The 24,315-nt window shown below is 71.6% G+C and carries 26 protein-coding genes; 13 read left to right on the top strand and 13 right to left on the bottom strand.

Translation table 11 applies throughout. The annotated features are described in order from the left end of the window. Window positions 1-3: 3 nt before the first annotated feature. Window positions 4-948 (bottom strand): LysR family transcriptional regulator, encoded by a 945-nt coding sequence (locus ACZ60J_RS32200; protein ID WP_469687329.1) that lies wholly within the window; start codon window positions 946-948, stop codon window positions 4-6. Window positions 949-1,154: 206 nt separating this feature from the next. Between ACZ60J_RS32200 and snpA the strand changes: the two genes are divergently transcribed. After that, window positions 1,155-1,814 carry a snapalysin gene (gene snpA / locus ACZ60J_RS32195; protein ID WP_469687327.1) on the top strand — a complete coding sequence of 220 codons (660 nt, stop codon included), beginning with the start codon at window positions 1,155-1,157 and terminating at the stop codon, window positions 1,812-1,814. Here snpA and ACZ60J_RS32190 read toward each other — a convergent pair. The 5 genes from ACZ60J_RS32190 to ACZ60J_RS32170 form a co-directional block, all read right to left on the bottom strand. Then, window positions 1,811-2,065 carry a hypothetical protein gene (locus ACZ60J_RS32190; RefSeq protein WP_469687325.1) on the bottom strand — a complete coding sequence of 85 codons (255 nt, stop codon included), beginning with the start codon at window positions 2,063-2,065 and terminating at the stop codon, window positions 1,811-1,813. The genes snpA and ACZ60J_RS32190 overlap by 4 nt on opposite strands. 36 nt (window positions 2,066-2,101) lie before the next feature. Beyond that, window positions 2,102-2,686, bottom strand: a complete 585-nt coding sequence (locus ACZ60J_RS32185) for a dihydrofolate reductase family protein (protein ID WP_469687324.1) — start codon at window positions 2,684-2,686, stop codon at window positions 2,102-2,104. A gap of 123 nt (window positions 2,687-2,809) precedes the next feature. Continuing rightward, window positions 2,810-3,409, bottom strand: coding sequence for a GNAT family N-acetyltransferase (locus tag ACZ60J_RS32180; protein WP_469687322.1), 600 nt, complete (start codon window positions 3,407-3,409; stop codon window positions 2,810-2,812). Between the two features lie 181 nt (window positions 3,410-3,590). Then, on the bottom strand, window positions 3,591-4,652 hold the full coding sequence (locus ACZ60J_RS32175; protein ID WP_469687320.1) for a family 2 encapsulin nanocompartment cargo protein polyprenyl transferase: 1,062 nt from the start codon (window positions 4,650-4,652) through the stop codon (window positions 3,591-3,593). A gap of 66 nt (window positions 4,653-4,718) precedes the next feature. After that, window positions 4,719-6,125, bottom strand: a complete 1,407-nt coding sequence (locus tag ACZ60J_RS32170; protein ID WP_469687318.1) for a family 2B encapsulin nanocompartment shell protein — start codon at window positions 6,123-6,125, stop codon at window positions 4,719-4,721. A gap of 235 nt (window positions 6,126-6,360) precedes the next feature. Here ACZ60J_RS32170 and ACZ60J_RS32165 point away from each other — a divergent pair, with 235 nt between their 5' ends. The 5 genes from ACZ60J_RS32165 (at window position 6,361) to ACZ60J_RS32145 (ending at window position 10,149) form a co-directional block, all read left to right on the top strand. Next, entirely contained in the window at window positions 6,361-6,813 is a 453-nt protein-coding gene (locus tag ACZ60J_RS32165) for an RrF2 family transcriptional regulator (RefSeq protein WP_469687316.1), read from the top strand. A 171-nt stretch (window positions 6,814-6,984) separates the two neighbouring features. Then, on the top strand, window positions 6,985-8,181 hold the full coding sequence (locus ACZ60J_RS32160) for a globin domain-containing protein (RefSeq protein WP_469687314.1): 1,197 nt from the start codon (window positions 6,985-6,987) through the stop codon (window positions 8,179-8,181). 92 nt (window positions 8,182-8,273) lie between these two features. Next, a complete protein-coding gene (locus tag ACZ60J_RS32155; protein ID WP_469687313.1) occupies window positions 8,274-8,864 on the top strand; it encodes an N-acetylmuramoyl-L-alanine amidase in 591 nt (196 codons plus the stop codon). Window positions 8,865-8,944: 80 nt separating this feature from the next. Then, window positions 8,945-9,217 (top strand): hypothetical protein, encoded by a 273-nt coding sequence (locus ACZ60J_RS32150; RefSeq protein WP_469687311.1) that lies wholly within the window; start codon window positions 8,945-8,947, stop codon window positions 9,215-9,217. Window positions 9,218-9,258: 41 nt separating this feature from the next. Further along, a complete protein-coding gene (locus ACZ60J_RS32145; RefSeq protein ID WP_469687310.1) occupies window positions 9,259-10,149 on the top strand; it encodes a 1-aminocyclopropane-1-carboxylate deaminase/D-cysteine desulfhydrase in 891 nt (296 codons plus the stop codon). Window positions 10,150-10,422: 273 nt separating this feature from the next. Here ACZ60J_RS32145 and ACZ60J_RS32140 read toward each other — a convergent pair whose 3' ends face one another. Then, window positions 10,423-12,000, bottom strand: coding sequence for a Na+/H+ antiporter (locus tag ACZ60J_RS32140; RefSeq protein WP_469687309.1), 1,578 nt, complete (start codon window positions 11,998-12,000; stop codon window positions 10,423-10,425). Between the two features lie 63 nt (window positions 12,001-12,063). On the opposite strand from ACZ60J_RS32140, the gene ACZ60J_RS32135 reads away from it, so the two are divergent. The 3 genes from ACZ60J_RS32135 to ACZ60J_RS32125 all read left to right on the top strand — a co-directional run bounded on the left by ACZ60J_RS32135 (window position 12,064) and on the right by ACZ60J_RS32125 (window position 14,044). Continuing rightward, entirely contained in the window at window positions 12,064-12,324 is a 261-nt protein-coding gene (locus ACZ60J_RS32135) for a UBP-type zinc finger domain-containing protein (RefSeq protein WP_469687307.1), read from the top strand. A 236-nt stretch (window positions 12,325-12,560) separates the two neighbouring features. Further along, window positions 12,561-12,974 carry an ATP-binding protein gene (locus tag ACZ60J_RS32130; RefSeq protein ID WP_214949331.1) on the top strand — a complete coding sequence of 138 codons (414 nt, stop codon included), beginning with the start codon at window positions 12,561-12,563 and terminating at the stop codon, window positions 12,972-12,974. Further along, entirely contained in the window at window positions 12,971-14,044 is a 1,074-nt protein-coding gene (locus ACZ60J_RS32125) for an RNA polymerase sigma factor SigF (protein ID WP_469687306.1), read from the top strand. The genes ACZ60J_RS32130 and ACZ60J_RS32125 overlap by 4 nt, the downstream gene beginning before the upstream one ends. Before the next feature lie 26 nt (window positions 14,045-14,070). On the opposite strand, the gene ACZ60J_RS32120 is transcribed toward ACZ60J_RS32125, so the two are convergent. After that, entirely contained in the window at window positions 14,071-14,505 is a 435-nt protein-coding gene (locus tag ACZ60J_RS32120; protein WP_469687304.1) for a hypothetical protein, read from the bottom strand. A gap of 85 nt (window positions 14,506-14,590) precedes the next feature. Here ACZ60J_RS32120 and ACZ60J_RS32115 point away from each other — a divergent pair, with 85 nt between their 5' ends. After that, entirely contained in the window at window positions 14,591-15,556 is a 966-nt protein-coding gene (locus tag ACZ60J_RS32115; protein WP_274549498.1) for a diacylglycerol/lipid kinase family protein, read from the top strand. 332 nt (window positions 15,557-15,888) lie between these two features. Next, window positions 15,889-16,146, top strand: coding sequence for a WhiB family transcriptional regulator (locus ACZ60J_RS32110; protein WP_004937597.1), 258 nt, complete (start codon window positions 15,889-15,891; stop codon window positions 16,144-16,146). A 160-nt stretch (window positions 16,147-16,306) separates the two neighbouring features. On the opposite strand, the gene ACZ60J_RS32105 is transcribed toward ACZ60J_RS32110, so the two are convergent. Together ACZ60J_RS32105 and ACZ60J_RS32100 are read right to left on the bottom strand one after the other, a co-directional pair. After that, window positions 16,307-17,776: a sensor histidine kinase gene (locus ACZ60J_RS32105; protein WP_382970840.1), complete on the bottom strand. Its 1,470-nt coding sequence runs from the start codon at window positions 17,774-17,776 to the stop codon at window positions 16,307-16,309. 396 nt (window positions 17,777-18,172) lie between these two features. Further along, window positions 18,173-18,766 carry a TetR/AcrR family transcriptional regulator gene (locus tag ACZ60J_RS32100; RefSeq protein WP_469687303.1) on the bottom strand — a complete coding sequence of 198 codons (594 nt, stop codon included), beginning with the start codon at window positions 18,764-18,766 and terminating at the stop codon, window positions 18,173-18,175. Window positions 18,767-18,844: 78 nt separating this feature from the next. Here ACZ60J_RS32100 and ACZ60J_RS32095 point away from each other — a divergent pair, with 78 nt between their 5' ends. Beyond that, window positions 18,845-19,606, top strand: coding sequence for an SDR family NAD(P)-dependent oxidoreductase (locus ACZ60J_RS32095; protein ID WP_469687301.1), 762 nt, complete (start codon window positions 18,845-18,847; stop codon window positions 19,604-19,606). 156 nt (window positions 19,607-19,762) lie between these two features. Next, window positions 19,763-20,548 (top strand): glucosamine-6-phosphate deaminase, encoded by a 786-nt coding sequence (nagB, locus tag ACZ60J_RS32090; protein ID WP_469687300.1) that lies wholly within the window; start codon window positions 19,763-19,765, stop codon window positions 20,546-20,548. A 165-nt stretch (window positions 20,549-20,713) separates the two neighbouring features. On the opposite strand, the gene ACZ60J_RS32085 is transcribed toward nagB, so the two are convergent. Genes ACZ60J_RS32085 through ACZ60J_RS32075 form a run of 3 tightly spaced genes read right to left on the bottom strand, consistent with a single transcriptional unit; the run spans window position 20,714 to window position 24,126 of the window. Continuing rightward, complete coding sequence (locus tag ACZ60J_RS32085) at window positions 20,714-22,204, bottom strand: glycoside hydrolase family 3 protein (protein ID WP_469687298.1); 1,491 nt, start codon at window positions 22,202-22,204, stop codon at window positions 20,714-20,716. Between the two features lie 6 nt (window positions 22,205-22,210). After that, the gene (locus tag ACZ60J_RS32080) at window positions 22,211-23,047 is read right to left on the bottom strand and encodes a carbohydrate ABC transporter permease (protein WP_469687654.1); all 837 of its coding nucleotides are present in this window, start codon (window positions 23,045-23,047) and stop codon (window positions 22,211-22,213) included. Between the two features lie 56 nt (window positions 23,048-23,103). Beyond that, window positions 23,104-24,126, bottom strand: a complete 1,023-nt coding sequence (locus ACZ60J_RS32075; RefSeq protein ID WP_469687296.1) for a carbohydrate ABC transporter permease — start codon at window positions 24,124-24,126, stop codon at window positions 23,104-23,106. Window positions 24,127-24,315: the final 189 nt, after the last annotated feature.

Below are 24,315 nucleotides of genomic sequence, written 5' to 3'. Positions count from 1 at the left end.
CCCCTACGCCGCCAGCAGCGGGCTCGCGTTGCGGCGCAGCCAGGCCCGGTAGGGCGGAGTCTCCAGCGCGGCTTCGCGGTAGGCCGCGCGGAGGTCCTCGTACACCCCGTCGAACACCTGGGCGTTCACCCCGGGGCGCATCGCGAGGAGGAGGCGTACGGCGAGCGGATCACCGGAGAGCGGCCGGATCGCCATGTCCTCGCGCAGTCCGGAGGTGGGCTGGCAGGGGGCGACGGCCTCGCCGGAGGCGATCAGCGAGGCGGCCGTGTGATAGTCGGCGTGCAGCAGGGGCGGGTCGAGGCCGGCGCCCGCGAGGACCCGGCGCAGGCCGTCCCATTCGCCGTCCACCGACGGGTCCACGGTCCACCGGTCGGCGGCGAGGTCGCCCAGCTCCACCACGGCCCGCGCCGCCGCGGGGTGGTCCCGGGACATGGACACGAACTGCGGTTCCCGCTCCACCAGCACCCGTAGCTCCAGCCCGGCCGGCACGCGCAGCGGGCTGCCCTCCACCTCGTGCACGAACGCCACGTCGAGCCGGCCCGAAGCCGTCATCCGCAGCAGCGCGTTGGCGGACACGTCGACCATCAGGTCGGTCTCCGTGTCGGGCAGCCGCCGGTGCAGCCGCCGCAGCCAGCCGGGCAGGGCGCGGCTGGCCGTCGAACCGATCCGCAGCCGGGGCCCCTGCGACAGTGCCCGGGCCTCCGCCACGAGGGCGGCCATCTCGGCCAGCAGCGGTCGCGCCCGCCCGAGGATGGTGCGCCCGAAGGGAGTCGGCCGGCATCCGGTGCGCTCGCGCAGGAACAGCTCTCCGTCCAGGGCGCGTTCGATGCGGCGCAACTGGGTCGTCAGGGAGGGCTGGCTCACGCCGAGTTGCCGGGCGGCCTTGTGCAGGCTGCCGGCGTCGGCGATGGCGCACAGGGCGCGCAGGTGCCTGACCTCAAGCTCCATGCCCCGAGAGTAGGCCGGGCCGAGCCGACCGCACCAGTAACCGGTATCCCCTCGAATCCCGCCATTCTCATGGGAGTTGGGCTTCTGAAACCCTCCCGATAGCTCGGCGCTATCGGGGTCTGACATCATCCGCCGACCCCTCCCGCTCCCGCAGACTCCGGTACCGAACGACCCCCCACCGCACCGGATGAGCAGGAGTCCCCCACATGCGTCACTCCCGCAAGACCACTCTGTCCGCCGTCGGCCTCGGCGTCGCCGCCGTCCTCGGCGCCGTCGTCCCGGGCGCCACCGCCTCGGCCTCCCCGGGCGCCGGCAGCCCGGCCACGTACGCCGCGTACGAGCAGTCGAAGGAGAACCAGGCCGCCAACCGCGCCTTCTTCGAGGCCGTGCAGCGTGCGGTGGCGCAGCAGCGCGCCGCGGTCCCGGGCGCGGCGGCCGTCACCGTCACCTACAACACCCGCAATGCGCCGAGCTTCCGCACGCAGATATCCCGCTCCACGCAGATCTGGAACAGCTCGGTGACCAACGTCAAACTGCAGGAGGTGTCCTCGGGCGGGAACTTCTCGTACTACGAGGGCAACGACTCGCGCGGTTCCTACGCGAGCACGGACGGCCACGGCCGGGGCTACATCTTCCTGGACTACCGGCAGAACCAGCAGTACAACTCCACCCGCGTGACCGCGCACGAGACCGGCCACGTGCTCGGCCTGCCGGACCACTACTCGGGTCCCTGCAGCGAGCTGATGTCCGGCGGCGGCCCCGGCACCTCCTGCACGAACGCCAACCCGAACTCCGCCGAGCGTTCGCGCGTCAACCAGCTGTGGGCGAACGGGCTCGTCGCGTCCGGCCTGGGTGCGAAGGGCTAAGCCCCTCCGGCCCCGGGCCGCTCGGGCCCGGGCGCCTCGGCCCCCGGCTCTTCGTACCCCGGCTCGTACGCCGTGCACTCCCGGTTCCGACAGGGACCGGGGGTCCACTCCGGGACGAAGATCCCCAGCGATTTGCGCCGTCCGACCATCGTGTCGACGGGGCTCCCGCAGGCCGGGCACGACTGCTGGTCGTGCCCGGCCCGCGGGGCGACCGTCCCGTGCACCTGGTGTTCCCGCTGCTGACCGGCCATACCTCCACGGTAGGCCGGTTTCGCCGCTTCCGCGGGTCAGCGCTTGACGGCGTACGAGGTGACGACCTGGCCGCCGCCGAGCACCGTGGCCCCGGTCAGCTCCAGGGGGCGCACCCCGAACCCGGCGCGCGACATCGGCATGCCGGTGCCGACGAAGACCGGGTAGGTCTTGACGACGAACGCGTCGATCTCGTCGATCAGCTGTCCCGCGAGGTCCGCTCCGCCGCACAGCCAGATGCCGAGCCCGTCCCGGGCCTTCAGTTCACGGACCTTCGCCACCAGGTCGCCCTCGATCAGCCGGACCTGCGGGTCAGGCGCCTCGGCGAGCGAGCGCGAGACCACGTACTGCTCGCGCATGTGCCCGTACGGGCTGGTCACACCCTGCTTGAGGCCGGGCTCGTACGTGCCGCGGCCCATGATCACCGTGTCGAAGTGCTTCGGTTCGGCGTCCTCGATCCCGAGGTGGACGCGTCCCGGGGTGGAGACGGTCTCCGGGTACTCGGCCTTGAGGTGCTCGATGAACTCCGGGTCGAGGTAGCTGTAGATGAAATCGGCTTCGCCGTCCGGGGCTCCGATGAAGCCGTCGACCGTCGTGGCGATGAAGTACGTGAGCTTGCGCAAGCGATTCTCTTCCGTTCGACAGTGCACCCCCATCGAGGCACGTCGGTCAAAGTACTTCAGTCGTAGTGGTCTGGCAAGGGATTGCCGTCGAAAGGGCCCTGGACGGGCCCGGGAAGGGTCCGGTCACTGCGGCTTGCGCCACATCGGCCACATCAGCGGACCCTCCGGCAGCCGCACCGCCTCGCCCGTGAACTGCCAGCCCAGCCGCTCGTACAGCCCCTTGCTGCGCTCGCTGCTCGCCTCCAGGTACGCGGGCACGCCCTCGCGGTCGCAGCGCTCCAGCACCGGCCGCATCAGCTCCGTCCCCAGACCCCGGCCCTGCCGTCCGGGGGCGACCGCGATCATCAGCAGGTACTCGTGCTCCTCCGCCATCGGGTGCACGGCGCCCGTGAGCCGGCCCACCAGCTCGCAGCGCTCGTTGTCCGGGTCGGCCACGGCCCGCATCTTCGCCGGGATCTCGTCCTCGACGTGGTCGGCCTCCGGATCGGCCGCCGGGATCCGCAGCCACAGCGCAGCCGCCGACCCGTCCACCGCGTAGTCGATCCGGCCCTCGGCCAGCGCCACGTCCACGAAGACGCCGAGGAACTTCCCGTGCACCGCGGCCCGGTGCTCCGGGTCCGGGAACACCCAGCTGCTCACGGGATCCGTGCGGAAGGCCTCGTCGAGCAGCCGCGCCACGGCATCCCGGTCCGACGGCCCGGCCTGACGTATCTCCAGCCCCATGGGTCACACCCTTCGCATCACTCACGCGTCAACAACCGTGAGCGATCCTAGAGTTGACCCACCGGCGCAGAAAGGCCCGTTCCGGCACCATGCGGTGCCGGAACGGGCCTCCGGGGGTCCTGCCGGATCCCGCTGGGGCCCTTCCGGGTCCCGCGCGGTCCTCCTCGCCCCCCCTACGCGGTCACTTCGTACGCCGCGTCACGAACTCCGCCAGCGCCAGCAGCCCGCCCGCCGCCCCGAGGTCCGGGACGGCCCGCGAGAGCTGCTGCACCGCCCGCCCCATCCGGTCGGCGGCATGGGCCTGCGCCCAGTCCCGCCCGCCGGCCCGCTCCACCGCCGCGGCGGCCCTGGCCACGTCGTCCCCGTCCATGGGGCCCGCGTACAGCGCGGCCAGCTCCTCCCCCGCCTCGGTGCCCGAGGTGAGGGCGGCCACGACCGGGAGGGACTTCTTGCGGGCCAGCAGATCGGCCCCGGCGGGCTTGCCCGTGTGTCCGGGGTCCCCCCAGATGCCGATCAGGTCGTCGATGAGCTGGAAGGCCAGCCCGGCCTCCCGGCCGAAGGCGTCCATGGCGTCGACCTCGTCCGGTCCGGCCCCCGCGTACAGGGCGCCGAGCGCGCACGCGCAGCCCAGCAGGGCCCCGGTCTTGGCCGTCGCCATGGTCAGACACTCGTCGAGGGAGACGCCGGGGCGCTGCTCGAAGGCGCAGTCCGCCTGCTGGCCCGCGCACAGCTCGACGATGCAGGCGGTGAGCCGCGCCGAAGCAGCCGCCGAGGCCGGGTGCGGGTCCTCGGCGAGCAGTCGCAGCGCGAGCGCCATCATGGCGTCGCCCGTGATGATCGCGTCCGGCGTGCCGAAGACCGTCCAGGCCGTCCGCCGGCCGCGCCTGCGCACGTCCTTGTCGATGACGTCGTCGTGCAGCAGCGTGAAGTTGTGCGCCAGCTCCACGGCCACCGCCGCCCGTACGACGTCCGCGGCCGCCCCCTCCGCGGCCGCCCCGTCCCCGCGCAGGGCCTGCGCGGCGGCGAGCACCAGGGCGGGCCTGATGGCCTTGCCGGTGCTGCCCGCCGCCGGGGTGCCGTCCTCGTGCTCCCAGCCGAAGTGGTACATCGCCACCCGCCGCATCGGGCCGGGCAGGCTCTCCAGGGTCCGCCGCAGTTCGGGGTTGACCGTCTCCCTCGTCCGCTCCAGCAGGACGGCGGCTTCCTGCCCCTCGCTGGTGGTCGTCGCCTCAGTGGTCGACATGGCGTGTGCGCTCCGTCCCGTCCGGTCCCGTCCTGCCTCGTGGCCCTCGCTCCCGCACCGGCCGGGTCAGCGCCAGCGGGCGATCTCCACGTTCTCCAGGACGCCGAGCGCGTCCGGCACCAGGACCGCGGCGGAGAAGTAGGTGGTGACCAGGTACGAGATGATCGCCTGCTCGCTGATCCCCATGAACCTCACCGAGGTGCTCGGCTCGATCTCGTCCGGGATCCCGGGCTGGTGCAGGCCGATCACGCCCGACTCCTCCTCGCCGGTGCGCATGCAGAGGATGGAGGTCGTACGGGCGTCGCTGATCGGGATCTTGTTGGACGGGAACATCGGGACCCCGCGCCAGGACGGCACCCGGTGCCCGCCGATCTCGACCGACTCCGGGTACAGCCCGCGCTTGTTGCACTCGCGCCCGAACGCGGCGATGGCCTTGGGGTGGGCCAGGAAGAACTTGGATCCGCGCCGCATGCTGAGCAGCTGGTCCATGTCGTCGGGGCTGGGCGCTCCGTCGTGGGGCTGGATGCGCTGGTCGTAGTCGGCGTTGTGCAGGAGGCCGAAGTCGCGGTTGTTGAGCATCTCGTGCTCCTGGCGCTCGCGCAGCGCCTCGACCGTGAGCCGCAACTGCTGCTCGGTCTGGTTCATCGGCTGGTTGTACAGGTCGGCGACGCGGGTGTGCACGCGCAGGACCGTTTGCGCGATGGAGAGTTCGTACTCGCGCGGGCGGGCCTCGTAGTCCACGAAGGTGCCCGGCAGCACGGCCTCGCCCTGGTGGCCGGCGGAGAGGTCGATCGCGGCCTCGCCGTACTTGTTCGTACGCTGCTCGGGCAGGTCCCGTACGGAGTCCAGGTGGGCCCGCAGCGAGTCGACGCGGTCGGCGAGGATCTGGAAGTCCTGGCGGGAGAGGGCGAGCACGGTGCCGGCGGTGGCGGCGCGGGCCGTGTACTCCCAGATGGCCTCCTCGTCGACGAGGGAGTCCTCGCCGAAGAAGGCCCCGTCGGCGACGGTCTGCAGGACGGCGTCGTCACCGTAGGGGCCGGGGCCGATCTGGTCGATGCGTCCGTGGGCGAGCAGGAACACCTTGTCGGCGGGGCTGCCGAAGGAGGTCAGCTCCTGGCCCGGCTCGAAGTCGATCTGGTGGCAGCGGGCGGCGAGTTCGGCCAGGGCGTCGGGATCGTCGTAGTCCCGCAGCACGGGGAGCTCACCCAGCTCCGCCGGGATCACCTGCACCTGGGTGCCGGTCTTGATGAACTCCACGATGCCGTTGCCGACCGAGTAGCTCAGCCGCCGGTTGACCCGGTACGTGCCGCCCTGGACGGGCACCCAGGGGAGCATCTTCAGGAGCCACCGCGAGGTGATCTCCTGCATCTGCGGCGCGGACTTGGTCGTGGTTGCCAAGTTCCGTGCGGCCGATGTTCCCAGACTGCGCTGCGGTGCCTGGGTCTCGGATTCGGAACCTGCCTGGACCGACATGAATTTCCCTTTCGATCACTCCATGAATCTGCGGGAGGAGCCTGTCAGTGCGCAGCGTGGTGGGACCATTACACAAAAGGGTGGGACTACTCCGTTCGTGGCTGGGCACCCTGTTGAGTTCAACTCCCGCCCCATGGGCCACGGGGACCCCATCCGACCCCATCCGTTTCGGCCATCTCATGTGATCACCCTTCTTTAATTTGCACGGTGGATGCAAGTTTTCTACGCTGGATCCATGCGTCTGACCCGGTTCACCGACCTCGCCCTGCGCGTCCTGATGCGCCTGGCCGTCGCGGAGGAGGACCTGCCCACCACCCGCGACGTGGCGGCGACGATGGAGGTGCCGTACACCCACACCGCCAAAGTGGTCGCCAAGCTGCAGCATCTCGGCCTGATCGAGGCCCGCCGCGGACGCGGCGGCGGCCTCACCCTGACCCCCGCCGGGCGCGCCGCCTCGGTGGGCGGGGTGGTCCGCGAACTGGAGGGCGCCGGCGACGTCGTGGACTGCGACGGTGCCGTCGCGTGCCCGCTGCGGAGCGCGTGCATCCTGCGCGGGGCCCTGCACCGGGCCCAGGAGGCCTTTTTCGCCGCCCTGGACCCGCTGACGGTGAACGACCTGGTCGCAGCCCCGACAGGCCCGCTCCTGCTGGGCATTTCGGGCGGATCGACGGGGGCCGGAAGACCCTAACGGCGGGGGTCGAATGGCTGATTCGCACCGACGCCCACCCCGCATAGCCTGATGCCCGAAGACACTTCGAACAGAGATCCGTATCGCCACAGACGTCCGCACCCTCTTGCCCATAAATACGCATCTCACATTCCACTTCTGCGATCCACCCCCGACCCGAGGAGTCACCCGATGCTTTCCGAGAAGTCGACCGCGACCGTACGAGCCACCCTGCCCGCCGTGGGCGCGGCCATCGGCGACATCACGGAGCTCTTCTACGGGAAGCTCTTCGCGGCCCACCCCGAACTGATCCGCGACCTCTTCAACCGCGGAAACCAGAACGCCGGGCTGCAGAAGCAGGCCCTCGCCGGCTCCATCGCCGCCTTCGCGACCCACCTGGTCGAGCACCCGGACGTCCGCCCCGACGTGATGCTGAACCGCATAGCCCACAAGCACGCCTCCCTCGGCGTCACCCGCGAGCAGTACCCGATCGTCCACACATACCTGTTCGAGGCGATCGTGGAGATCCTCGGCGAAGCCGTCACCCCCGAGGTCGCCGAGGCCTGGGACGAGGTCTACTGGCTCATGGCGAACGCCCTCATCACCATCGAGGAGCGCCTCTACGCCGAGCAGCAGGTCCTCGCCGGCGACGTCTGGCGCGACTGGACGGTCGCCGCCCGCATCGAGGAGACCGCGGACTGCACCACCTTCCACCTGGTCCCCGCCGACGGGTCCCCCGCACCCTCGTTCAAGCCCGGCCAGTACGTCTCCGTACAGGTCGAACTGCCCGACGGCGCCCGCCAGATCCGCCAGTACAGCCTCTCCAGCGCCCCCGGCTCCCCGATCCGCTCGATCACCGTCAAGCGGGTCCACGGCCCGGCCGCCTCCGGCCCCGACGGCGAGGTCTCCAACCACCTGCACGCCGAAGTCCGCACCGGCACCGCCCTGCGCGTCTCGGCCCCCTACGGCGACCTGGTCCTGCGGGACTCCACCGCGCCGGTGGTCCTGGCCTCGGCCGGCATCGGCTGCACCCCGATGCTCTCGATGCTGGAGCACCTGGCCGACACCGCGCACTCCGCTCCGGTCACCGTCCTGCACGCCGACCGCTCCCCCGCCGACCACGCCCTGCGCGCCGGCCACCGGGAGCTCACCGGCAAGCTTCCCGACGCCTCAGCGCACTTCTGGTACGAGGCCGACGCCGAGCCCGGCGACCACGCGGGCCGCCTCGACCTCACCGCCGTCCCGGTCGCCCCGGGCACCCAGGCCTACCTCTGCGGCCCGCTCCCCTTCATGCGGGCGGCCCGCGAGCAGCTGATCGCCAAGGGCGTGGCCCCCGCGGACATCGCCTACGAGGTCTTCGGCCCCGACCTGTGGCTCGCCTCGGCGTGATCCGTGCGCCGGGTGCGCGCCCTTGTGACGGAATGACCGCCTCCACTAAACGTTGAGTAACCACACGGCTACTCACAGCCAAGGAGGCGGTCATGTCCGCACCCCTGTCCGCAGACCGGTTCATCGGCGTCCTGCGCGCCGAGGGCCTGACGGTCGTCGAAGTCGGCGACTGGCGCACCCACAACCGCAACCACAAGGGCCCCTGGGGGCCGGTGCACGGGGTGATGCTCCACCACACCGTCACCCGCGGGACCGCGTACACCGTCCAGCTCTGCCGTGACGGCCACGCGGACCTCCCCGGCCCGCTCTGCCACGGCGTGATCACCAAGGACGGCCGGGTCCACCTGGTCGGCCACGGCCGCGCCAACCACGCCGGCGCGGGCGACTCCGACGTCCTGGCGGCCGTCATCGCGGAGAAGCGCCTCCCGCCCGACCAGCACGCGAACACCGACGGCAACCGCCACTTCTACGGGTTCGAGTGCGAGAACCTCGGCGACGGCGAGGACCCCTGGCCGGCCGCCCAACTCGATGCGATGGCCCGTGCGTCGGCCGCCCTGTGCCGCGCCCACGGCTGGACCGCCCGCTCGGTCATCGGCCACCTGGAGTGGCGCCCGGGCAAGATCGACCCGAAGGGCTTCACCATGCCCTCGATGCGCACCCGCGTGGAGGAGCGCCTGAAGTAGCCGTGGCCCTCCAACCGGCCGCGCGGCTTGCCTGCCGGAGGACGGATAGGGTCGTCCACCGGACGGAAGGCGCAGGTGGGATGAGTTCAACAGCCGTGTGGGTGGTCGGCGCCCTCCCCGACGAGGAGGCCCGGGCCATCCCCGGCCGCCACCTGCACCTCATCCGGCCCGACGAATGGTCCAGGCCTCCGGCGTACGGCCGGGATACGGAGGCCTGGTGGACGGGGGGCGGTGACCGGGAGCCCTTCTTCGAGGGCCCGGAGCCGACCCCCGCCGCCCACCGCTTCGCGGAGTTCATCCGCTTCGCCGCACGGACCCGCTCCGGCGCCGCCGCGGTCACCCGGTGGCACTGACCCCCGCGCTGCCCGCCGCGGCCGCGGCACACAATGGGCGGATGGAACATCCGGTCGACCCCGAAGCGGTCCTGCGCCCCCGTCCGGCCTCGCCGCTGCGGGAGGTCCGTGACGAGCGGTTCGCCGCGCACGGGGTGCGGTTGCTGCTCAAGCGGGACGACCTGGTCCACCCGGAGCTGCCCGGCAACAAGTGGCGCAAGCTCGCGCCGAACCTGCGGGCCGCCGTCGCGGGCGGCCACCGGGAGCTCGTGACCTTCGGCGGGGCCTACTCCAACCACCTGCGGGCCACCGCCGCGGCCGGCCGGCTGCTGGGGCTGGCGACGGTCGGGATCGTACGGGGGGACGAGCTCGCGGGGCGGCCGCTGAACGACTCGCTGGCCCGGTGCGCAGCGGACGGCATGAGGCTGCACTTCGTGACGCGGTCGGCCTACCGGGACAAGGCCGGACTGCCCGCACTGGCGGGCGCCGAGGGGGCCTACGTGATCCCCGAGGGCGGCAGCAACGCACTCGCGCTGCACGGCTGCGCCGAGCTGGGGCGCGAGCTGAGCGGCGCCTGCGACGTGGCCGCGGTGGCCTGCGGGACCGGGGGCACCCTGGCCGGGCTGGCGGCGGGGCTCGGCGCGGGGGCGCGGGCGGTGGGCGTGCCGGTGGTCGGGGGCGGGTTCCTGGAGGCGGAGATGCGTTCCCTCCAGGCGGCCGCGTTCGGCGGGCCCGCGGGGGACTGGTCGCTGGCCGAGGGGTACGCCCACGGGGGCTACGCCCGGGTCCCGGCCGAGCTGGAGGAGTTCGCGGCGGACTTCGAGGCCCGGCACGGGCTGCCGGTGGAGCGGATCTACGTGGCGAAGCTGCTCTGGGCGCTGCTCGCGCTGACCCGGGGCGGGGCCTTCGCCCGGGGCACCACCCTGGCGGCGGTGATCACGGGCCGCCCGTAGCCCGCGCCGTGGGGCCCTGGGGGCCCGGCCCTGCGGGGCGGAGTCCCCTACCCGCCCTTCCACCGTTCCCCGGGCGCCGCCCGGACCCGCGCCTCAAACGCCGGCGGGGCTGGATGAGGCCGGCCCCGGGCGCTGCCCGGACCCCAGTCCTCAAGCGCCGGACGGGCTGGAGGGGGGTACCGGGCTGCGCCCGGACCCCCCTGGGGCTCCGCCCCAGACCCCGGTCCTCAAACGCCGGACGGCTGGATTTGCTGCGCCCGGACGGACAGGGCGTTACCCCGACTCCTCGCGGTAGGCCGCCGCTTCCTCCAGGTCCAGGCGGCGCAGCAGGGCGCGGAGCATTTCGTCGTCGATGCGGCGGGCGTCGCGCAGGGAGACGAAGACCTCGCGTTCCGCTTCGATCATCTCCCCCGCCAGGCGGCGGTAGACGTCGTCCGCGGACTCGCCCGTCACCGCGTTGACCTCGCCCAGCCGCTCCCACACCGCGTTGCGGCGCCGCTCCAGCACCGTGCGCAGCCGGTCCGCCAGGGGGGCCGGGAGGGCGTTCGCCGGGGAGGCCAGGAGCTCCGTCAGGCGGTCCTCCGCCGCCCGCGAGGCCTCGCTCTGGGCCTGGGCCTCCGCGAGGGTCTCGGCGTGGGTGTCCTTGGGGGGCAGCCGCAGCAGCCGGATCAGCGGCGGCAGGGTCAGGCCCTGGACCACCAGCGTGCCGATCACCGTCGTGAAGGTCAGGAACAGGATCAGGTTCCGGTGCGGCACGCTCATCGGCACGGAGAAGGCGATCGCCAGCGAGACCACGCCCCGCATGCCCGCCCAGCCCACGATGACCGGGGCCTTCCAGTTCGTCTCCGGCTCCCGCGCCCGGATCCGCTGCGAGAGCCTCGGCAGGAACGTCGCCGGGAAGACCCAGGCGAAGCGGGCCGCCACCACGACGAGGAACACCACCACCGCGTAGCCCGCCGCGGCCGCACCCTCGTACTCCCCCAGCCCCTTCAGCACGACCGGCAGCTGGAGCCCGATCAGCGCGAAGACCACCGATTCGAGGAGGAAGGCGACCATCTTCCAGACGGCCTCCTCCTGGAGCCGGGTCGCGAAGTCGACCTGCCAGTTGCGGTGCCCGAGGTACAGCGCGACCACCACCACCGCCAGCACTCCGGACGCGTGCACCCGCTCGGCGGCCGCGTAGGCCACGAAGGGGATCAGCAGCGACAGGGTGTTCTGCAGGAGCGGTTCGCGCATCTTCTTGCGCAGGACGTGGATCGGGACCATCAGCAGCAGGCCGACCGCGACCCCGCCCACCGAGGCCAGCAGGAACTCCCGGATCCCGTCCGTCCAGCCGGCGCTCGTCCCGACCGCCGCCGCCAGCGCGACCTTGAACGCGGTGATCGCGGTGGCGTCGTTGACGAGGGACTCGCCCTGGAGGATGGTCGTGATCCGGTTCGGCAGCCCGAGCTTGCGTGCGATGGCCGTCGCCGCGACCGCGTCGGGCGGGGCGATGACCGCCCCCAGCACCAGCGCCACCGGCAGCGAGAGCCCCGGCACCAGCAGGTACGCGACGTACCCGACGGCGACGGTCGCGAAGAGCACGTACCCCACCGAGAGCAGCGCCACGGGCCGGATGTTCGCCCGCAGGTCCAGGTACGAGCTGTCCACCGCGGCCGTGTAGAGCAGCGGCGGGAGCAGCAGCGGCAGCACGATGTGCGGGTCCAGGCCGTACTCGGGCACGCCCGGCACGTAGGCCGCGGCCAGTCCGGCGGCGACCAGCAGCAGCGGCGCGGGCACCGGGGTGCGGCGGGCCAGGCCCGCGACGACCGCACAGCCGGCGACCAGAGCCACCAGCGGCAATACCTCCATCGAAGATCATCCTCGCTTGAGTCATGGCATCCCGTGCGCCCGCACCTCAGTACGCTGGCCATCATGAGCGAGTGCACCCACGTTCCCGAACTGCCGCGCCCCGAGCCGGTCCCGCTTGCACTGACCTGCCCCGAATGTCTGGCGCTCGGCAGCCATCCCGTCCAGCTCCGGCTGTGCCTGGGGTGCGGGCACGTCGGCTGCTGCGACTCCTCTCCCCACCGGCACGCCACGGCGCACCACCGGGAGACCGGGCATCCCGTGATGCGCAGCTTCGAACCGGGCGAGACCTGGCGATGGTGTTTTGTCGACGGTTCGATCGTCTGAACCGGGGTAGATCAACCCTCCGCCGGTTCCCCTGATTTGGGCCCGCAGACCCCTAGCCACTGTGCGTCCCCGTGGGCTTACCATCAGTCACTGGTCGCAGGTGCGGCCTCACGGCCGGCTGTGTGCGCTCTGGTTCACAGGGGTTCTGCACCCTCCGACAGGGGTGCCGCGACACGATCGCCCGGATCGCGATAGCGTCACCGGCGAACAGAGCTCGTACCACCTTGGAGGTGAGGGTGTCCCAGATCGCAGGCGAGCCCGGGACCCAGGACTTCGTGGAAGTCCGGCTGCCCGCTGCGGGTGCCTACCTGTCTGTGCTGCGAACGGCCACGGCCGGCCTCGCGGCGCGTTTGGACTTCACCCTCGACGAGATCGAGGACCTCCGCATCGCGGTGGACGAGGCCTGCGCGATCCTGCTCCAGCAGGCCGTGCCCGGCTCCGTCCTCAGCTGCGTCTTCCGATTGGTGGACGATTCGCTGGAGGTGACCGTCTCCGCCCCGACCACCGACGGCCGGGCGCCGGAGCGCGACACGTTCGCGTGGACGGTCCTCTCGGCGCTCGCCGGGAAGGTCGAGGCCACGGTCGAGGAGAACAAGACGGTGAGCATCAGCCTCTACAAACAGCGCGGCGCGGGACCAGGCCCGGCGTGAGCGGCGGGGAGGTCCCGGTGCGGGGCGGGGATCGGCCCCGGGTAGGACACGAGGTCGACGGCGGCATTCCGGAGCAGCAGCACGCCCGGCCGCACCCGGCTGACACGGATGCGGATGACGGCTTTTTGGACTCGGCGGAGCGACGGGCGGGCCCTGTGAGCGAGAACCAGCACGACCAGACACTGCCGGCCCAGCCACCGGGGGCCGCTGCCACGGCCCCGCCGGCGGCTCCGGCCGCGGAAACGGCTCCGGCCGCGGACGCCGCCGGAGCCCTCCGGCCTCCGGTGTTCACGGCGCCGGTGCCCCTGCCGGATCCGCGCGACCGCAGCGGCGCGCGGGCCCTCTTCATCGAGCTCCGGGCGCTGCCCGACGGCTCGCCGGAGAAGGCGGAGCTGCGCAACCGGCTCGTACGGATGCACCTGCCGCTGGTCGAGCACCTGGCCCGGCGCTTCCGCAACCGCGGCGAGCCGCTGGACGACCTGACCCAGGTGGCGACCATCGGCCTGATCAAGTCGGTGGACCGCTTCGACCCGGACCGCGGGGTCGAGTTCTCCACGTACGCGACACCCACGGTGGTCGGCGAGATCAAGCGCCACTTCCGTGACAAGGGTTGGGCCGTACGGGTCCCCCGGCGCCTGCAGGAGCTGCGGCTCTCGCTGACCACGGCGACGGCGGAACTGTCCCAGCAGCACGGCCGCTCCCCCACGGTGCACGAACTGGCCGAACGGCTGGGGATCTCCGAGGAGGAGGTGCTGGAGGGCCTGGAATCGGCCAACGCCTACAGCACGCTCTCGCTGGACGTCCCGGACACCGACGACGAGTCGCCGGCGGTCGCGGACACCCTGGGCTCGGAGGACGAGGCCCTGGAGGGGGTCGAGTACCGCGAGTCCCTCAAGCCGCTGCTCGAAGGGCTGCCGCCGCGGGAGAAGCGGATCCTCCTCCTGCGGTTCTTCGGCAACATGACCCAGTCGCAGATCGCCCAGGAGGTCGGCATCTCCCAGATGCACGTCTCCCGACTGCTGGCCCGCACCCTGGCCCAGCTCCGCGAGAAGCTCCTGGTCGAGGAGTAGAGGAGCGGGAGATCCGGCCGTAGGGGCTATCGGGCCTGTTCCGCAGGCCCGATGCCCAGCGCACCCGTGGCCTTCTGGTTCACCAGGAGGGCCGCGACGGCCACCGCGGCCAGGGCCAGCGCCACGCCGGCGATCTTCATGGCCCCTCCCGCGGTCCACAGCATCCACGCCACCGGCAGCGACATCACCTGGGTGATCAGCGCCGGTCCGCGGCTCCAGCGGCGGCCCCGGAGCAGCCCGCGCGCCGCGACCAGCGGCAGTGCGGCCAGGACGAGCAGGGTGACCCCGCCGGTCGCGGCCTGCAGGGAGTCGCCGCTGCCGAAGACGGCCGTGTACAGGTCGGCGACGCCGGGCCCGGCCAGGGCCAGCCCCTCCAGCGCGGTCAGCGCGGCGGCCGCGGTCAGTCTGCGGGGCAGCGGGACGGGGACGGCGGACTCGGTGGGGGTGGGCTTCGTACTCACCCCAGCAGGGTAGCCGCGCCCCTCCCGTCCCCGGAGGGGACGGCCAGTATGGGCGGCGCCGGAAGGGGTCGGTAGGCTGGCGCTCATGCGTGCACTCCTCGTGGCCAACCCAGCAGCGACGACCACCAGTGCGCGCACGCGCGACGTCCTGACCCACGCGCTCGCCAGCGAGATGAAGCTGGAAGCGGTCACCACCGAGTACCGCGGCCACGCCCGGGACCTGGGCCGCAGGGCGGCCGAGACCGGCATCGACCTGGTGGTGGCCCTGGGCGGTGACGGCACCGTCAACGAAGTGGTCAACGGACTGCTGCACGAGGGACCCGATCCGGATCGGCTGCCCGGACTCGCGGTGGTCCCCGGCGGCTCCACCAACGTCTTCGCCCGTGCGCTCGGTCTGCCCAACGACGCGGTCGAGGCGACCGGCGCCCTGCTGGACGCCCTGCGCGAGCGGCGCGAACGAACGGTCGGTCTGGGGCTCGCCGCCGGCACCCCGGGCACGGAGGACGAGTCGGTTCCGGCGCGCTGGTTCACCTTCTGCGCGGGCTTCGGCTTCGACGCGGGCGTGGTGGGCCGGGTCGAGCAGCAGCGGGAAAGGGGCAAACGTTCGACCCATGCCCTGTACGTGCGACAGCTGATGCGCCAGTTCTGGGAAGAGCCCAACCGTCGGCACGGCACGGTGACGCTGGAGCGGCCCGGCGCGGATCCCGTGACGGACCTGGTGCTGTCGATAGTCTGCAACACCTCGCCCTGGACATACCTGGGCAACCGGCCGCTCTACGCCTCCCCGGAGGCGTCGTTCGATACTGCGCTTGACGTATTGGCACTGGACCGTTTGTCAACTCCGGCGGTCGCCCGCTACGCGACACAGCTCCTGACCTCGACTCCTGAGCGTGGTCCGCACGGCAAGCACGCGGTGTCTCTGCACGATCTGACCGACTTCACCTTGCATTCGAAGGTGCCGCTTCCGTTCCAGATGGACGGAGACCACCTCGGGTTGCGCACCAGCGTTCGGTTCACAGGCGTACGCCGTGCACTGCGTGTGATTGTGTGAGTGGAAGGGCCTAAAGTCCTTCCACTCGAACGTTTACACGCTGGTCCACCCCTAGGAAGTAGGGCTGTGACCTAGTAGACACCGACGAATCAAAAAAAACTTTCCGGAAGGGGTTGTATCCCCGTCCGAGGTTTGCGAATCTCTACATGGCGATCGGGACAGCCCGCAGAACCCGGCACCCACACAGACCGCCAGAACCCCTCCACGAATCTCCGGCAGCCCAGGGCGAGTTTTTCCCCAAACTGGGCGGTCTCCCTTCCCTCACGAAGGGATTCGTGAAAGCGTTCACATTCACAAGCAACCTGCCCGCAATACAAGGAGATGGAGCAGCCATGGACTGGCGTCACAACGCCGTTTGCCGCGAGGAAGACCCGGAACTCTTCTTCCCCATCGGCAACACCGGTCCTGCGCTGCTGCAGATCGAGGAAGCCAAGGCCGTCTGCCGCCGTTGCCCCGTCATGGAGCAGTGCCTGCAGTGGGCGCTCGAGTCCGGTCAGGACTCCGGTGTCTGGGGCGGTCTCAGCGAGGACGAGCGCCGCGCAATGAAGCGCCGCGCCGCTCGCAATCGGGCGCGCAACGCAACCGCCTGACATCGACTTTCGAGCCTCGAGCCGCAGCGCGTAGTACCCATATAAGCGCTTCGCAACGTGCTCTTGAACCCCGTACCGAAAACCATTCGGTCCGGGGTTCAGTGCTGTCCGGGGCCCGCCGGCTGCCCAGGGCATCACCCTGAGTGACCGGCGCACTGCGCTACTTCTGCGGGCTGGCCGGTATGTCGAGGACGACCTTGGTGCCGCGCGGCTCGGAGGCGACCATGTCGAAGGTGCCGCCGAGCTCGCCCTCCACGAGGGTCCGTACGATCTGCAGCCCGAGGTTGCCGGCCCGCTGCGGGTCGAACCCTTCGGGCAGACCGCAGCCGTCGTCGACCACCGAGATCAGCAGCCGCGCGTCGTCGCGGCCGCTGCCCGAGCGGGCCGCGGACACCTCCACGGTGCCGCCCTCCCCCTGGGTGAAGGCGTGCTCCAGGGCGTTCTGGAGGATCTCCGTCAGCACCATCGACAGCGGGGTGGCGACCTCCGCGTCCAGGATTCCGAAGCGGCCGGTGCGCCGGCAGGCGACCTTGCCCGGGGAGATCTCGGAGACCATCGCGATCACGCGGTCGGCGATCTCGTCGAACTCGACCCGCTCGTCCAGGTTCTGAGAGAGCGTCTCGTGCACGATCGCGATCGAACCGACGCGGCGGACGGCTTCGTTCAGCGCCTCGCGGCCCTGCGGCGAATCCATGCGGCGGGCCTGCAGGCGCAAGAGCGCGGCCACCGTCTGGAGGTTGTTCTTGACCCGGTGGTGGATCTCCCGGATGGTCGCGTCCTTGGTGATCAATTCACGTTCGCGACGGCGCAGTTCCGTGACGTCGCGGCACAGGACGAGCGAGCCGATCCGGGTGCCCTTGGGCTTGAGCGGGATGGCCCGCAGCTGGATGACCCCGCCGCTGCCCTCGGCCTCGGTCTCGCGCGGGGCCCAGCCGCTGGCGAGTTTGACCAGGGCCTCGTCCACCGGGCCGCGGGAGGGTGCGAGTTCGGAGGTGATGGTGCCCAGGTGCTGGCCGACCAGGTCGGAGGCGAGGCCGAGCCGGTGGTAGGCGGAGAGCGCGTTCGGGGACGCGTACGTCACCACGCCCTCGGCGTCGAGCCGGATCAGGCCGTCGCCGACGCGCGGGGAGGCGTCCATGTCGACCTGCTGGCCGGGGAACGGGAAGGCGCCCGCCGCGATCATCTGGGCCAGGTCGGAGGCGGACTGGAGGTAGGTGAGCTCCAGCCGGCTCGGTGTACGCACAGTGAGCAGGTTGGTGTTGCGCGCGATCACGCCGAGCACCCGGCCTTCGCGGCGCACGGGGATCGACTCGACGCGGACCGGCACCTCCTCGCGCCACTCCGGGTCCCCCTCGCGCACGATGCGGCCCTCGTCGAGCGCGGCGTCGAGCAGCGGGCGGCGGCCGCGCGGGACCAGGTGGCCGACCATGTCGTCCTGGTACGAGGTCGGGCCGGTGTTCGGGCGCATCTGCGCGACCGAGACGTACCGGCTGCCGTCGAGGGTGGGCACCCACAGCACGAGGTCGGCGAAGGAGAGGTCGGAGAGCAGCTGCCACTCGGAGACCAGCAGATGCAGCCACTCCAGGTCGGTTTCACTGAGAGCGGTGTGCTGGCGTACGAGGTCGTTCATGGAGGGCACCTGGCGAGCGTACCCCGGGTACGGGCCATGACTTTCCTCAGCGTGGATACTCCGGAGTATCCAGGAGACCCCGCTTCCGCGTAGGGTTGGAGGAAGTGACGGTAATCAGGGTTCCGTCATTGGATGGACAGAACAGATTGGTCTAGTCCACAATTGCATCAAGCTTCCGCCCTCCCCGCACAGGAGGACGGATCGAGGTAAGCCGCGCGATCTGCCCTGACCGCGCGTCACCTCCCACCGGCTGTCGGGCACCGCACACCCGTCGGCCGTAAGTACTCCGGGCTACGGTGCCGGGCGGGCTGAGGGTCCCGTTCGGCACCGTGGCCCAGAGGAATCGCGATGCGGATCCCCGGGTGCCGCGAATCCCCGGACGATAAAGACCGGCCCTTACTGCGGCCAGGCCCCCATGGCCAGCTCCGCCACCGCCTCCAGCTCCTCCCGGCCCGCGCCGTCGCGCGACTGCTGGGACATCCCCTGCAGCACCGCCCCCGCGTAGCGCGCCAGGGCCCGCGCGTCCGTGCCGGCCGGCAGGACCCCCGCGGCGACATCGGCACGGATGCGGCTCTCGAACGCCACCAGATTGGCCTCGCGCCGCTCCCGCAGCGCCCGGGCCACCTCGTCCGAGGTGGTGTTGACCGCCGCGCTGATCACCATGCAGCCCGGCGGGTGCGCGGGGTCGGTGTAGACCTCCGCCGCCTCGTGCAGGATGCGCGCCACCGCCGCGCGGGCGGTGGGCTCCTCGGCGAGGGCCACGGCCGCGAAGTCCCCGTAGCGGCCGCCGTAGACCGCCACGACCTCGTCGAAGAGCTTGCGCTTGTCACCGAAGGCCGCGTAGAGGCTCGGGGCGCCGATCCCGAGCGAGGCGGTCAGGTCGGAGATCGACGTCGCCTCGTAGCCGCGCTCCCAGAAGGCGAACATCGCCTTGTCGAGGGCCGCGTCGCGGTCGAAGGAGCGGGGCCTGCCGCGCTGTCCGGTCACCATGAACTCATTCTATAGCGGTCGCTACGAAATCTGATACGGTCCTTTCTGTAGCGACCGTTATCGAAAGGGGGGCGCGTCATGGGCGTGCTCGACGGCAAGACGGCACTGGTCACGGGCGGCAGCCGGGGCATCGGACGGGCCGTCGCGGAGCGCCTCGCCCGCGACGGGGCGCTGGTCGCGGTGGCCTACGGACACAACGAGGCGGCGGCCGAGGAGACCGTGGGGGCCATCGGGGCGGCCGGGGGCCGCGCCTTCGCCATCGGGGCCGAGCTCGGCGTCCCGGGCGGCGCGGAGGCCCTCTGGGCGGCGTACGCGGCCCATCCGCTGGCGACCGAGGGGGTGGACGTACTGGTGAACAACGCGGGCGCCGCCACCTTCGCCGGCATCGGCTCCACCGACGAGGAGACGTACGACCGGGTGCACGCGCTCAACGCGAAGGCGCCGTTCTTCGTGATCCGGCACGGCCTGGAGCGGCTGCGGGACGGCGGCCGGATCGTGAACGTGACCGGCACCCCGGACATCGCCCTGCCCGCGATCCTCGCCACGATCATGGCCAAGGGCGCCGTGAACGCACTGACGGTCTCACTGGCCGCCGAACTCGCCCCGCGGAACATCACGGTGAACTCGGTCGGTCCCGGGATCGTGGAGACCGACCTGAACGCCGCCTGGCTGGCGGACCCGGCGGCCCGCGCACACGCCGCCTCCCGCTCCGTCTTCGACCGGCTCGGCACCCCGCAGGAGGTCGCGGACGCGGTCGCCTTCCTCGCCTCCCCGGACTCCCGCTGGGTCACGGGCCAGCACCTCGCCGTGACGGGCGGCCTCCAGCTCTCGCTGACCTAGGCCGTCTCCTTCGGATCTTGCCGGGCCCCCGGCCGGGAGGCCGGAGCGGGCGATCCGGCCCACCATGGAGTGTGCGCGAAGACCCGGCAACGGGGCATCGCCTCTGCTAGATTGGTCTATACCACAATCGTCACACTCCAGATCGGCAGGCCCCGCGTGGAAGTTGTCATCGTCCCGGACGCCAAGGCAGGCGGCGAGCTCATCGCGGAGGCCATGGCCGCCCTGGTCCGTCGCAAGCCCGACGCCCTGCTCGGCGTGGCGACCGGCTCTACCCCGCTGCCCATCTACGAGGCGCTCGCCGCCAAGGTCCAGGCCGGACTGGTCGACGCCTCCAAGGCCCGCGTCTGCCAGCTCGACGAGTACGTCGGCCTGCCGGCCGGGCACCCGGAGTCCTACCGCGCCGTCGTCCTGCGCGAGGTCGTGGAGCCCCTGGGCCTGTCCGAGGCCTCCTTCATGGGCCCGGACGGCTCCGCCGAGGACATCGTCGGCGCCTGCGACGCCTACGACCGCGCCCTCGCCGAGGCCGGCGGCGTGGACCTCCAGCTCCTCGGCATCGGCACGGACGGGCACATCGGCTTCAACGAGCCCTGCTCCTCGCTCGCCTCCCGCACCCGCATCAAGACGCTGACGGAGCAGACCCGCGTGGACAACGCGCGCTTCTTCGACAACGACATAGAGCAGGTGCCCCACCACGTCATCACCCAGGGCATCGGCACCATCCTCGACGCCCGCCACCTGGTCCTGCTGGCCACCGGCGAGGGCAAGGCCGAGGCCGTCGCGCAGACCGTCGAGGGCCCGCTGTCCGCCCTCGTGCCGGCCTCCGCGCTCCAGCTGCACCGCCACGCCACGGTGATCGTGGACGAGGCCGCCGCCTCCAAGCTGAAGCTCGCGGACTACTTCCGCCACACCTACGCCAACAAGCCCGCCTGGCAGGGTCTGTAAGCAGCAGGTACGGCGAAGGCCGGGTCCTCCCCCAGGGGAAGGCCCGGCCTTCGCCGTATCCGCGCACCCGGCGGGCCGCACAAGGCGGCCCCGGACGCGGCGGAGCCGGGCACCCCCGTGACGGGTGCCCGGCTCCGGTCCGTGTCCTGCGCCGGACGGCCGCGGTCAGACGCCCGCGATGATCTCCGCGGCGGCGCGCCCGCAGACCCGGGCCGCGCCGTGCGTCGCGATGTGCAGCGCGCCGCGCGGCTCGGCCTGCGGGACGCCCATCTCGACCACGATCGTCTCCGGTCGGGCCGCGACGAGCGCGTCCAGGGCATCGGTCATCCACGGGTGCCGGTGCGCGTCGCGGACCACCGCGACGACGGTGCGGTTCCCCGCGGCGGCCAGCACGTCGGCAGCCGTCGCCCCCTCCGGGTACACGCCCGATTCGGTGCCCGGGACCAGCGCGGACACTTCCGCGGCCACCCCCCACGGGGTCTCGTCGCCGACCGCGAAGTTCGCCACCGGGTTGAGCGTGGCGATGTACGGGGCGTTCACCGGGGCCGCCGCCTTGGGCGAACCCGTCACGACCACCGCACGGCGGGCCGCCGCCAGTCCGATGCCGGGCGCGCTGCTCCCCTCCTGCCGCGCGCCCAGCCGGACCTGCCGGGTCCATTCCGCCAGCGAGCGGACCCGGGCCGCGGCCTCGGCGAGCCGCTCCTCCGGGAGCGAGCCGTCGCGCACGGCCGCGACCAGTGCGTCGCGCAGGGCGAGCACGGTGCCCTCGTCGGCGAGCCCGCCGCCGACGCAGATGGCGTCGGCGCCGGCCGCGATGGCCAGCACCGAGCCGCGCTCGATGCCGTACGTCCCGGCGATGGCCTTCATCTCCATGCCGTCGGTGACGATGAGGCCCTCGTAGCCGAGCTCCTTGCGCAGCAGACCGGTCAGGATCTGCGGGCTGAGGGTGGCCGGGCGGGTCGGGTCCAGGGCCGGCACCAGGATGTGGGCGCTCATGACGGCCTTGGTGCCGGCCTCGATGGCGGCGCGGAACGGTACGAGCTCCCGCGCGGCCAGGGTGTCGAGGTCCACGTCGATGCGCGGCAGCGCGTGGTGCGAGTCCACGTTGGTGTCGCCGTGGCCCGGGAAGTGCTTGGTGCAGGCGGCGACGCCGGCGGCCTGGAGGCCTTCGACGTACGCGGCGGTGTGCCGGGCGGTGAGGTGGGTGTCGGCGCCGAAGGACCGTACGCCGATGACCGGGTTGTCCGGGTTGGAGTTGACGTCGGCGGACGGGGCCCAGTTGAGGTTGACCCCGCACTCGGCGAGCCGGCGGCCCAGCTCGCGGGCGACGTCGCGGGTCAGGTCCACGTCGTCCACGGCGCCGAGGGCCAGGTTGCCGGGGAAGGAGGAACCGCCCCGGACCTCCAGGCGGGTGACGTCGCCGCCCTCCTCGTCGATGGCAACGAGGACGTCGTCCCGCTCGGTACGAAGCTGCGCGGTCAGCGCGGCGAGCTGCTCGGGCGAGGTGATGTTGCGGCCGAAGAGGCCGACGGCGGTGAGGCCTTCGGCGACCTGACGGAGCAGCCAGGCGGGTGCGGTGGTGCCCTCGAAGCCGGGCTGGAGGACCGCCAGGGCGTCCCGGGTCACCGTATCCGTGCGGTGCGCAAGGACAGTCATGGGCCGTTATCCCTTCACGGCGCCGGCGGTCATGCCGCCGACGGCCTTGCGCTGGAGGAAGACGAAGATGAGCAGCACCGGGACCGCGAAGAGCGAGGAAGCGGCCATGGTGGCGCCCCAGTCGTTGCCGAAGGCGGTCTGGAACTGGGTCAGCCACAGCGGCAGGGTCTGCGCGGTCTTGTCCTTGTTCAGGATCAGGACCATCGCGAACTCGTTCCAGGCCGTGATGAAGCCGAAGAGCGAGGTGGACATCAGGCCGGGGGCCAGCAGCGGGAAGATCACCTTGCGGAAGGCCTGGCCCCGGGTGCAGCCGTCGATCTGGGCGGCTTCCTCCAGGGTCACCGGGACGGCGGCGATGAAGCCGCGCAGGGTCCAGATGGTGAAGGGGAGGACCATCACGAAGTAGATCGCGGTGAGCAGCGGGAGGCTGTTCAGCATCTCGGAGTCGCGGGCGATCATGTACATCGCGATGACCATGACCTCCCAGGGCGCCATCTGGGCCATCATCACCGCGAGGACCAGGCCCTTGCGGCCCTTGAACTTCATGCGGGCGATGGCGAAGCTCGCGGCGAGGGCCACGAGCAGGGCCAGGGTGACGGCGCCGATGGTGACGATGAAGCTGTTCGCGACGTAGGTCCAGAACAGGTCGACACCGGTGGCCTTGGTGAAGTTCTCCATCGTCGGCGTGAAGACGAAGACGGGGTCCTTGGAGAGGATCTCGCTGGACGGCTTCAGGGCCGAGGAGAACATCCAGTAGACGGGGAAGACGAAGAGGACGGCCAGCAGCAGGGCGCCGAGGTTCTTGGCGACGGCCGCGGGACGGACCGGCCGGCGCTTGCGCAGTTGCTGGGGCTTCGCGGACGGCGCGGACGGCGCGGGCTTCGGGGCGGTGGTGGTGCTCACTGCTCCTCCTCCTGCTTCAGGATCAGACGGAAGTAGAAGGACATGACGACCACGAGCATCACGATCGTCAGGACGGAGATCGCCGCGGCCAGACCGTAGTGGCCCTGGCTCTGGCCCTCGACGTACGCGTAGATCGTGAGGGTCTCCGAGGCGCGGTCGGGGCCGCCCTTGTTCATCGCGTAGATCTGCGTGAAGGCCTTGAAGATCCAGATGACCTCGAGGAAGGTCGTGACCAGGAAGAACGACTTGAGGTTCGGGAAGACGACCTGCCAGAAGGTCTGCCAGCCGTTGGCCCCGTCCATGCGCGCGGCCTCGTACAGCTCGCCGCTGACCGTGGTCAGGCCGGCGTACATGTTGAGGGCGACGAAGGGGATCGAGCCCCAGGCCAGCAGGACGGTGATGATCACCATCGTGGACATGCCGGTCTCGAACCAGTTGTGCTGGTCGTAGCCGGCGAAGCCGGCGGTGCGCATCAGCCAGTTCATGACGCCGTACTGCTCGTCGAACAGCCACTGGAAGACGGTCACGGAGGCGACGATCGGCATGGCCCAGGCCATCACCAGCGCCATCGACAGGACCAGGCGCATCCACTTGCCGAGCCGGTTCAGCAGGAGCCCGATGAGGCTTCCGAGCACCATGATCAGGAAGACGTTGCCCGCGGTGAAGAGGAAGCTGCGGACGACCACGGTCCAGAACTGCGAGTCGCCCAGCAGCTCGGTGTAGTTGTCCACGCCGTTGAACGGCGCCTTCCGCTGGATGAACTCGATCTTGTCGACCTTCTGGAACGACAGGATGATGTTCTTGACCAGCGGGTAGAGCAGCAGGGTCGCCATGCTGAGCACGGCGGGCCCGATCAGGAGGTACGGCAACCACCCTGAGGGGAGCGACTTTCTGCCCCCGCGAGGAGACTGGGACGCTGCCTTGGCTCCGGTGGGCGGCGGCGTCTTGGCCGGCCCCGCGGACTCGTGTGGTGCGTCCTGTGGAGCGTGGGTCGCCGCTCCCTGGGAGTGCACGGTCATGTCTGGGCTTCCTCGCGGTTGACTGTGGCGACTGGCGCCCGCTTCTCCGCTCGGAGCAGGCGGCGCTTACGTCTCTCCATGCGCGACCGGGGGGGGGGGGGGGGGGGGGGGGGGGGGGGGGGGGGGGGGGGGGGGGGGGGGGGGGGGGGGGGGGGGGGGGGGGGGGGGGGGGGGGTGGGGGGGTGGGTT

The sequence above is a fragment of the Streptomyces sp. NPDC104226 genome (assembly GCF_055584085.1).
Note: the sequence above shows the minus strand (reverse complement) of the source record. Positions and strands in the feature narration are given on the sequence as shown.

Bases quoted from the DNA above. Each gene is read 5' to 3' on its own strand.
- ACZ60J_RS32200 (WP_469687329.1), bottom strand. From the start codon at position 948: ATGGAGCTTGAGGTCAGGCACCTGCGCGCCCTGTGCGCCATCGCCGAC.
- snpA (WP_469687327.1), top strand. From the start codon at position 1,155: ATGCGTCACTCCCGCAAGACCACTCTGTCCGCCGTCGGCCTCGGCGTC.
- ACZ60J_RS32190 (WP_469687325.1), bottom strand. From the start codon at position 2,065: ATGGCCGGTCAGCAGCGGGAACACCAGGTGCACGGGACGGTCGCCCCG.
- ACZ60J_RS32180 (WP_469687322.1), bottom strand. From the start codon at position 3,409: ATGGGGCTGGAGATACGTCAGGCCGGGCCGTCGGACCGGGATGCCGTG.
- ACZ60J_RS32175 (WP_469687320.1), bottom strand. From the start codon at position 4,652: ATGTCGACCACTGAGGCGACGACCACCAGCGAGGGGCAGGAAGCCGCC.
- ACZ60J_RS32170 (WP_469687318.1), bottom strand. From the start codon at position 6,125: ATGTCGGTCCAGGCAGGTTCCGAATCCGAGACCCAGGCACCGCAGCGC.
- ACZ60J_RS32165 (WP_469687316.1), top strand. From the start codon at position 6,361: ATGCGTCTGACCCGGTTCACCGACCTCGCCCTGCGCGTCCTGATGCGC.
- ACZ60J_RS32160 (WP_469687314.1), top strand. From the start codon at position 6,985: ATGCTTTCCGAGAAGTCGACCGCGACCGTACGAGCCACCCTGCCCGCC.
- ACZ60J_RS32155 (WP_469687313.1), top strand. From the start codon at position 8,274: ATGTCCGCACCCCTGTCCGCAGACCGGTTCATCGGCGTCCTGCGCGCC.
- ACZ60J_RS32150 (WP_469687311.1), top strand. From the start codon at position 8,945: ATGAGTTCAACAGCCGTGTGGGTGGTCGGCGCCCTCCCCGACGAGGAG.
- ACZ60J_RS32145 (WP_469687310.1), top strand. From the start codon at position 9,259: ATGGAACATCCGGTCGACCCCGAAGCGGTCCTGCGCCCCCGTCCGGCC.
- ACZ60J_RS32140 (WP_469687309.1), bottom strand. From the start codon at position 12,000: ATGGAGGTATTGCCGCTGGTGGCTCTGGTCGCCGGCTGTGCGGTCGTC.
- ACZ60J_RS32135 (WP_469687307.1), top strand. From the start codon at position 12,064: ATGAGCGAGTGCACCCACGTTCCCGAACTGCCGCGCCCCGAGCCGGTC.
- ACZ60J_RS32115 (WP_274549498.1), top strand. From the start codon at position 14,591: ATGCGTGCACTCCTCGTGGCCAACCCAGCAGCGACGACCACCAGTGCG.
- ACZ60J_RS32110 (WP_004937597.1), top strand. From the start codon at position 15,889: ATGGACTGGCGTCACAACGCCGTTTGCCGCGAGGAAGACCCGGAACTC.
- ACZ60J_RS32105 (WP_382970840.1), bottom strand. From the start codon at position 17,776: ATGAACGACCTCGTACGCCAGCACACCGCTCTCAGTGAAACCGACCTG.
- ACZ60J_RS32100 (WP_469687303.1), bottom strand. From the start codon at position 18,766: ATGGTGACCGGACAGCGCGGCAGGCCCCGCTCCTTCGACCGCGACGCG.
- ACZ60J_RS32095 (WP_469687301.1), top strand. From the start codon at position 18,845: ATGGGCGTGCTCGACGGCAAGACGGCACTGGTCACGGGCGGCAGCCGG.
- ACZ60J_RS32085 (WP_469687298.1), bottom strand. From the start codon at position 22,204: ATGACTGTCCTTGCGCACCGCACGGATACGGTGACCCGGGACGCCCTG.
- ACZ60J_RS32075 (WP_469687296.1), bottom strand. From the start codon at position 24,126: ATGACCGTGCACTCCCAGGGAGCGGCGACCCACGCTCCACAGGACGCA.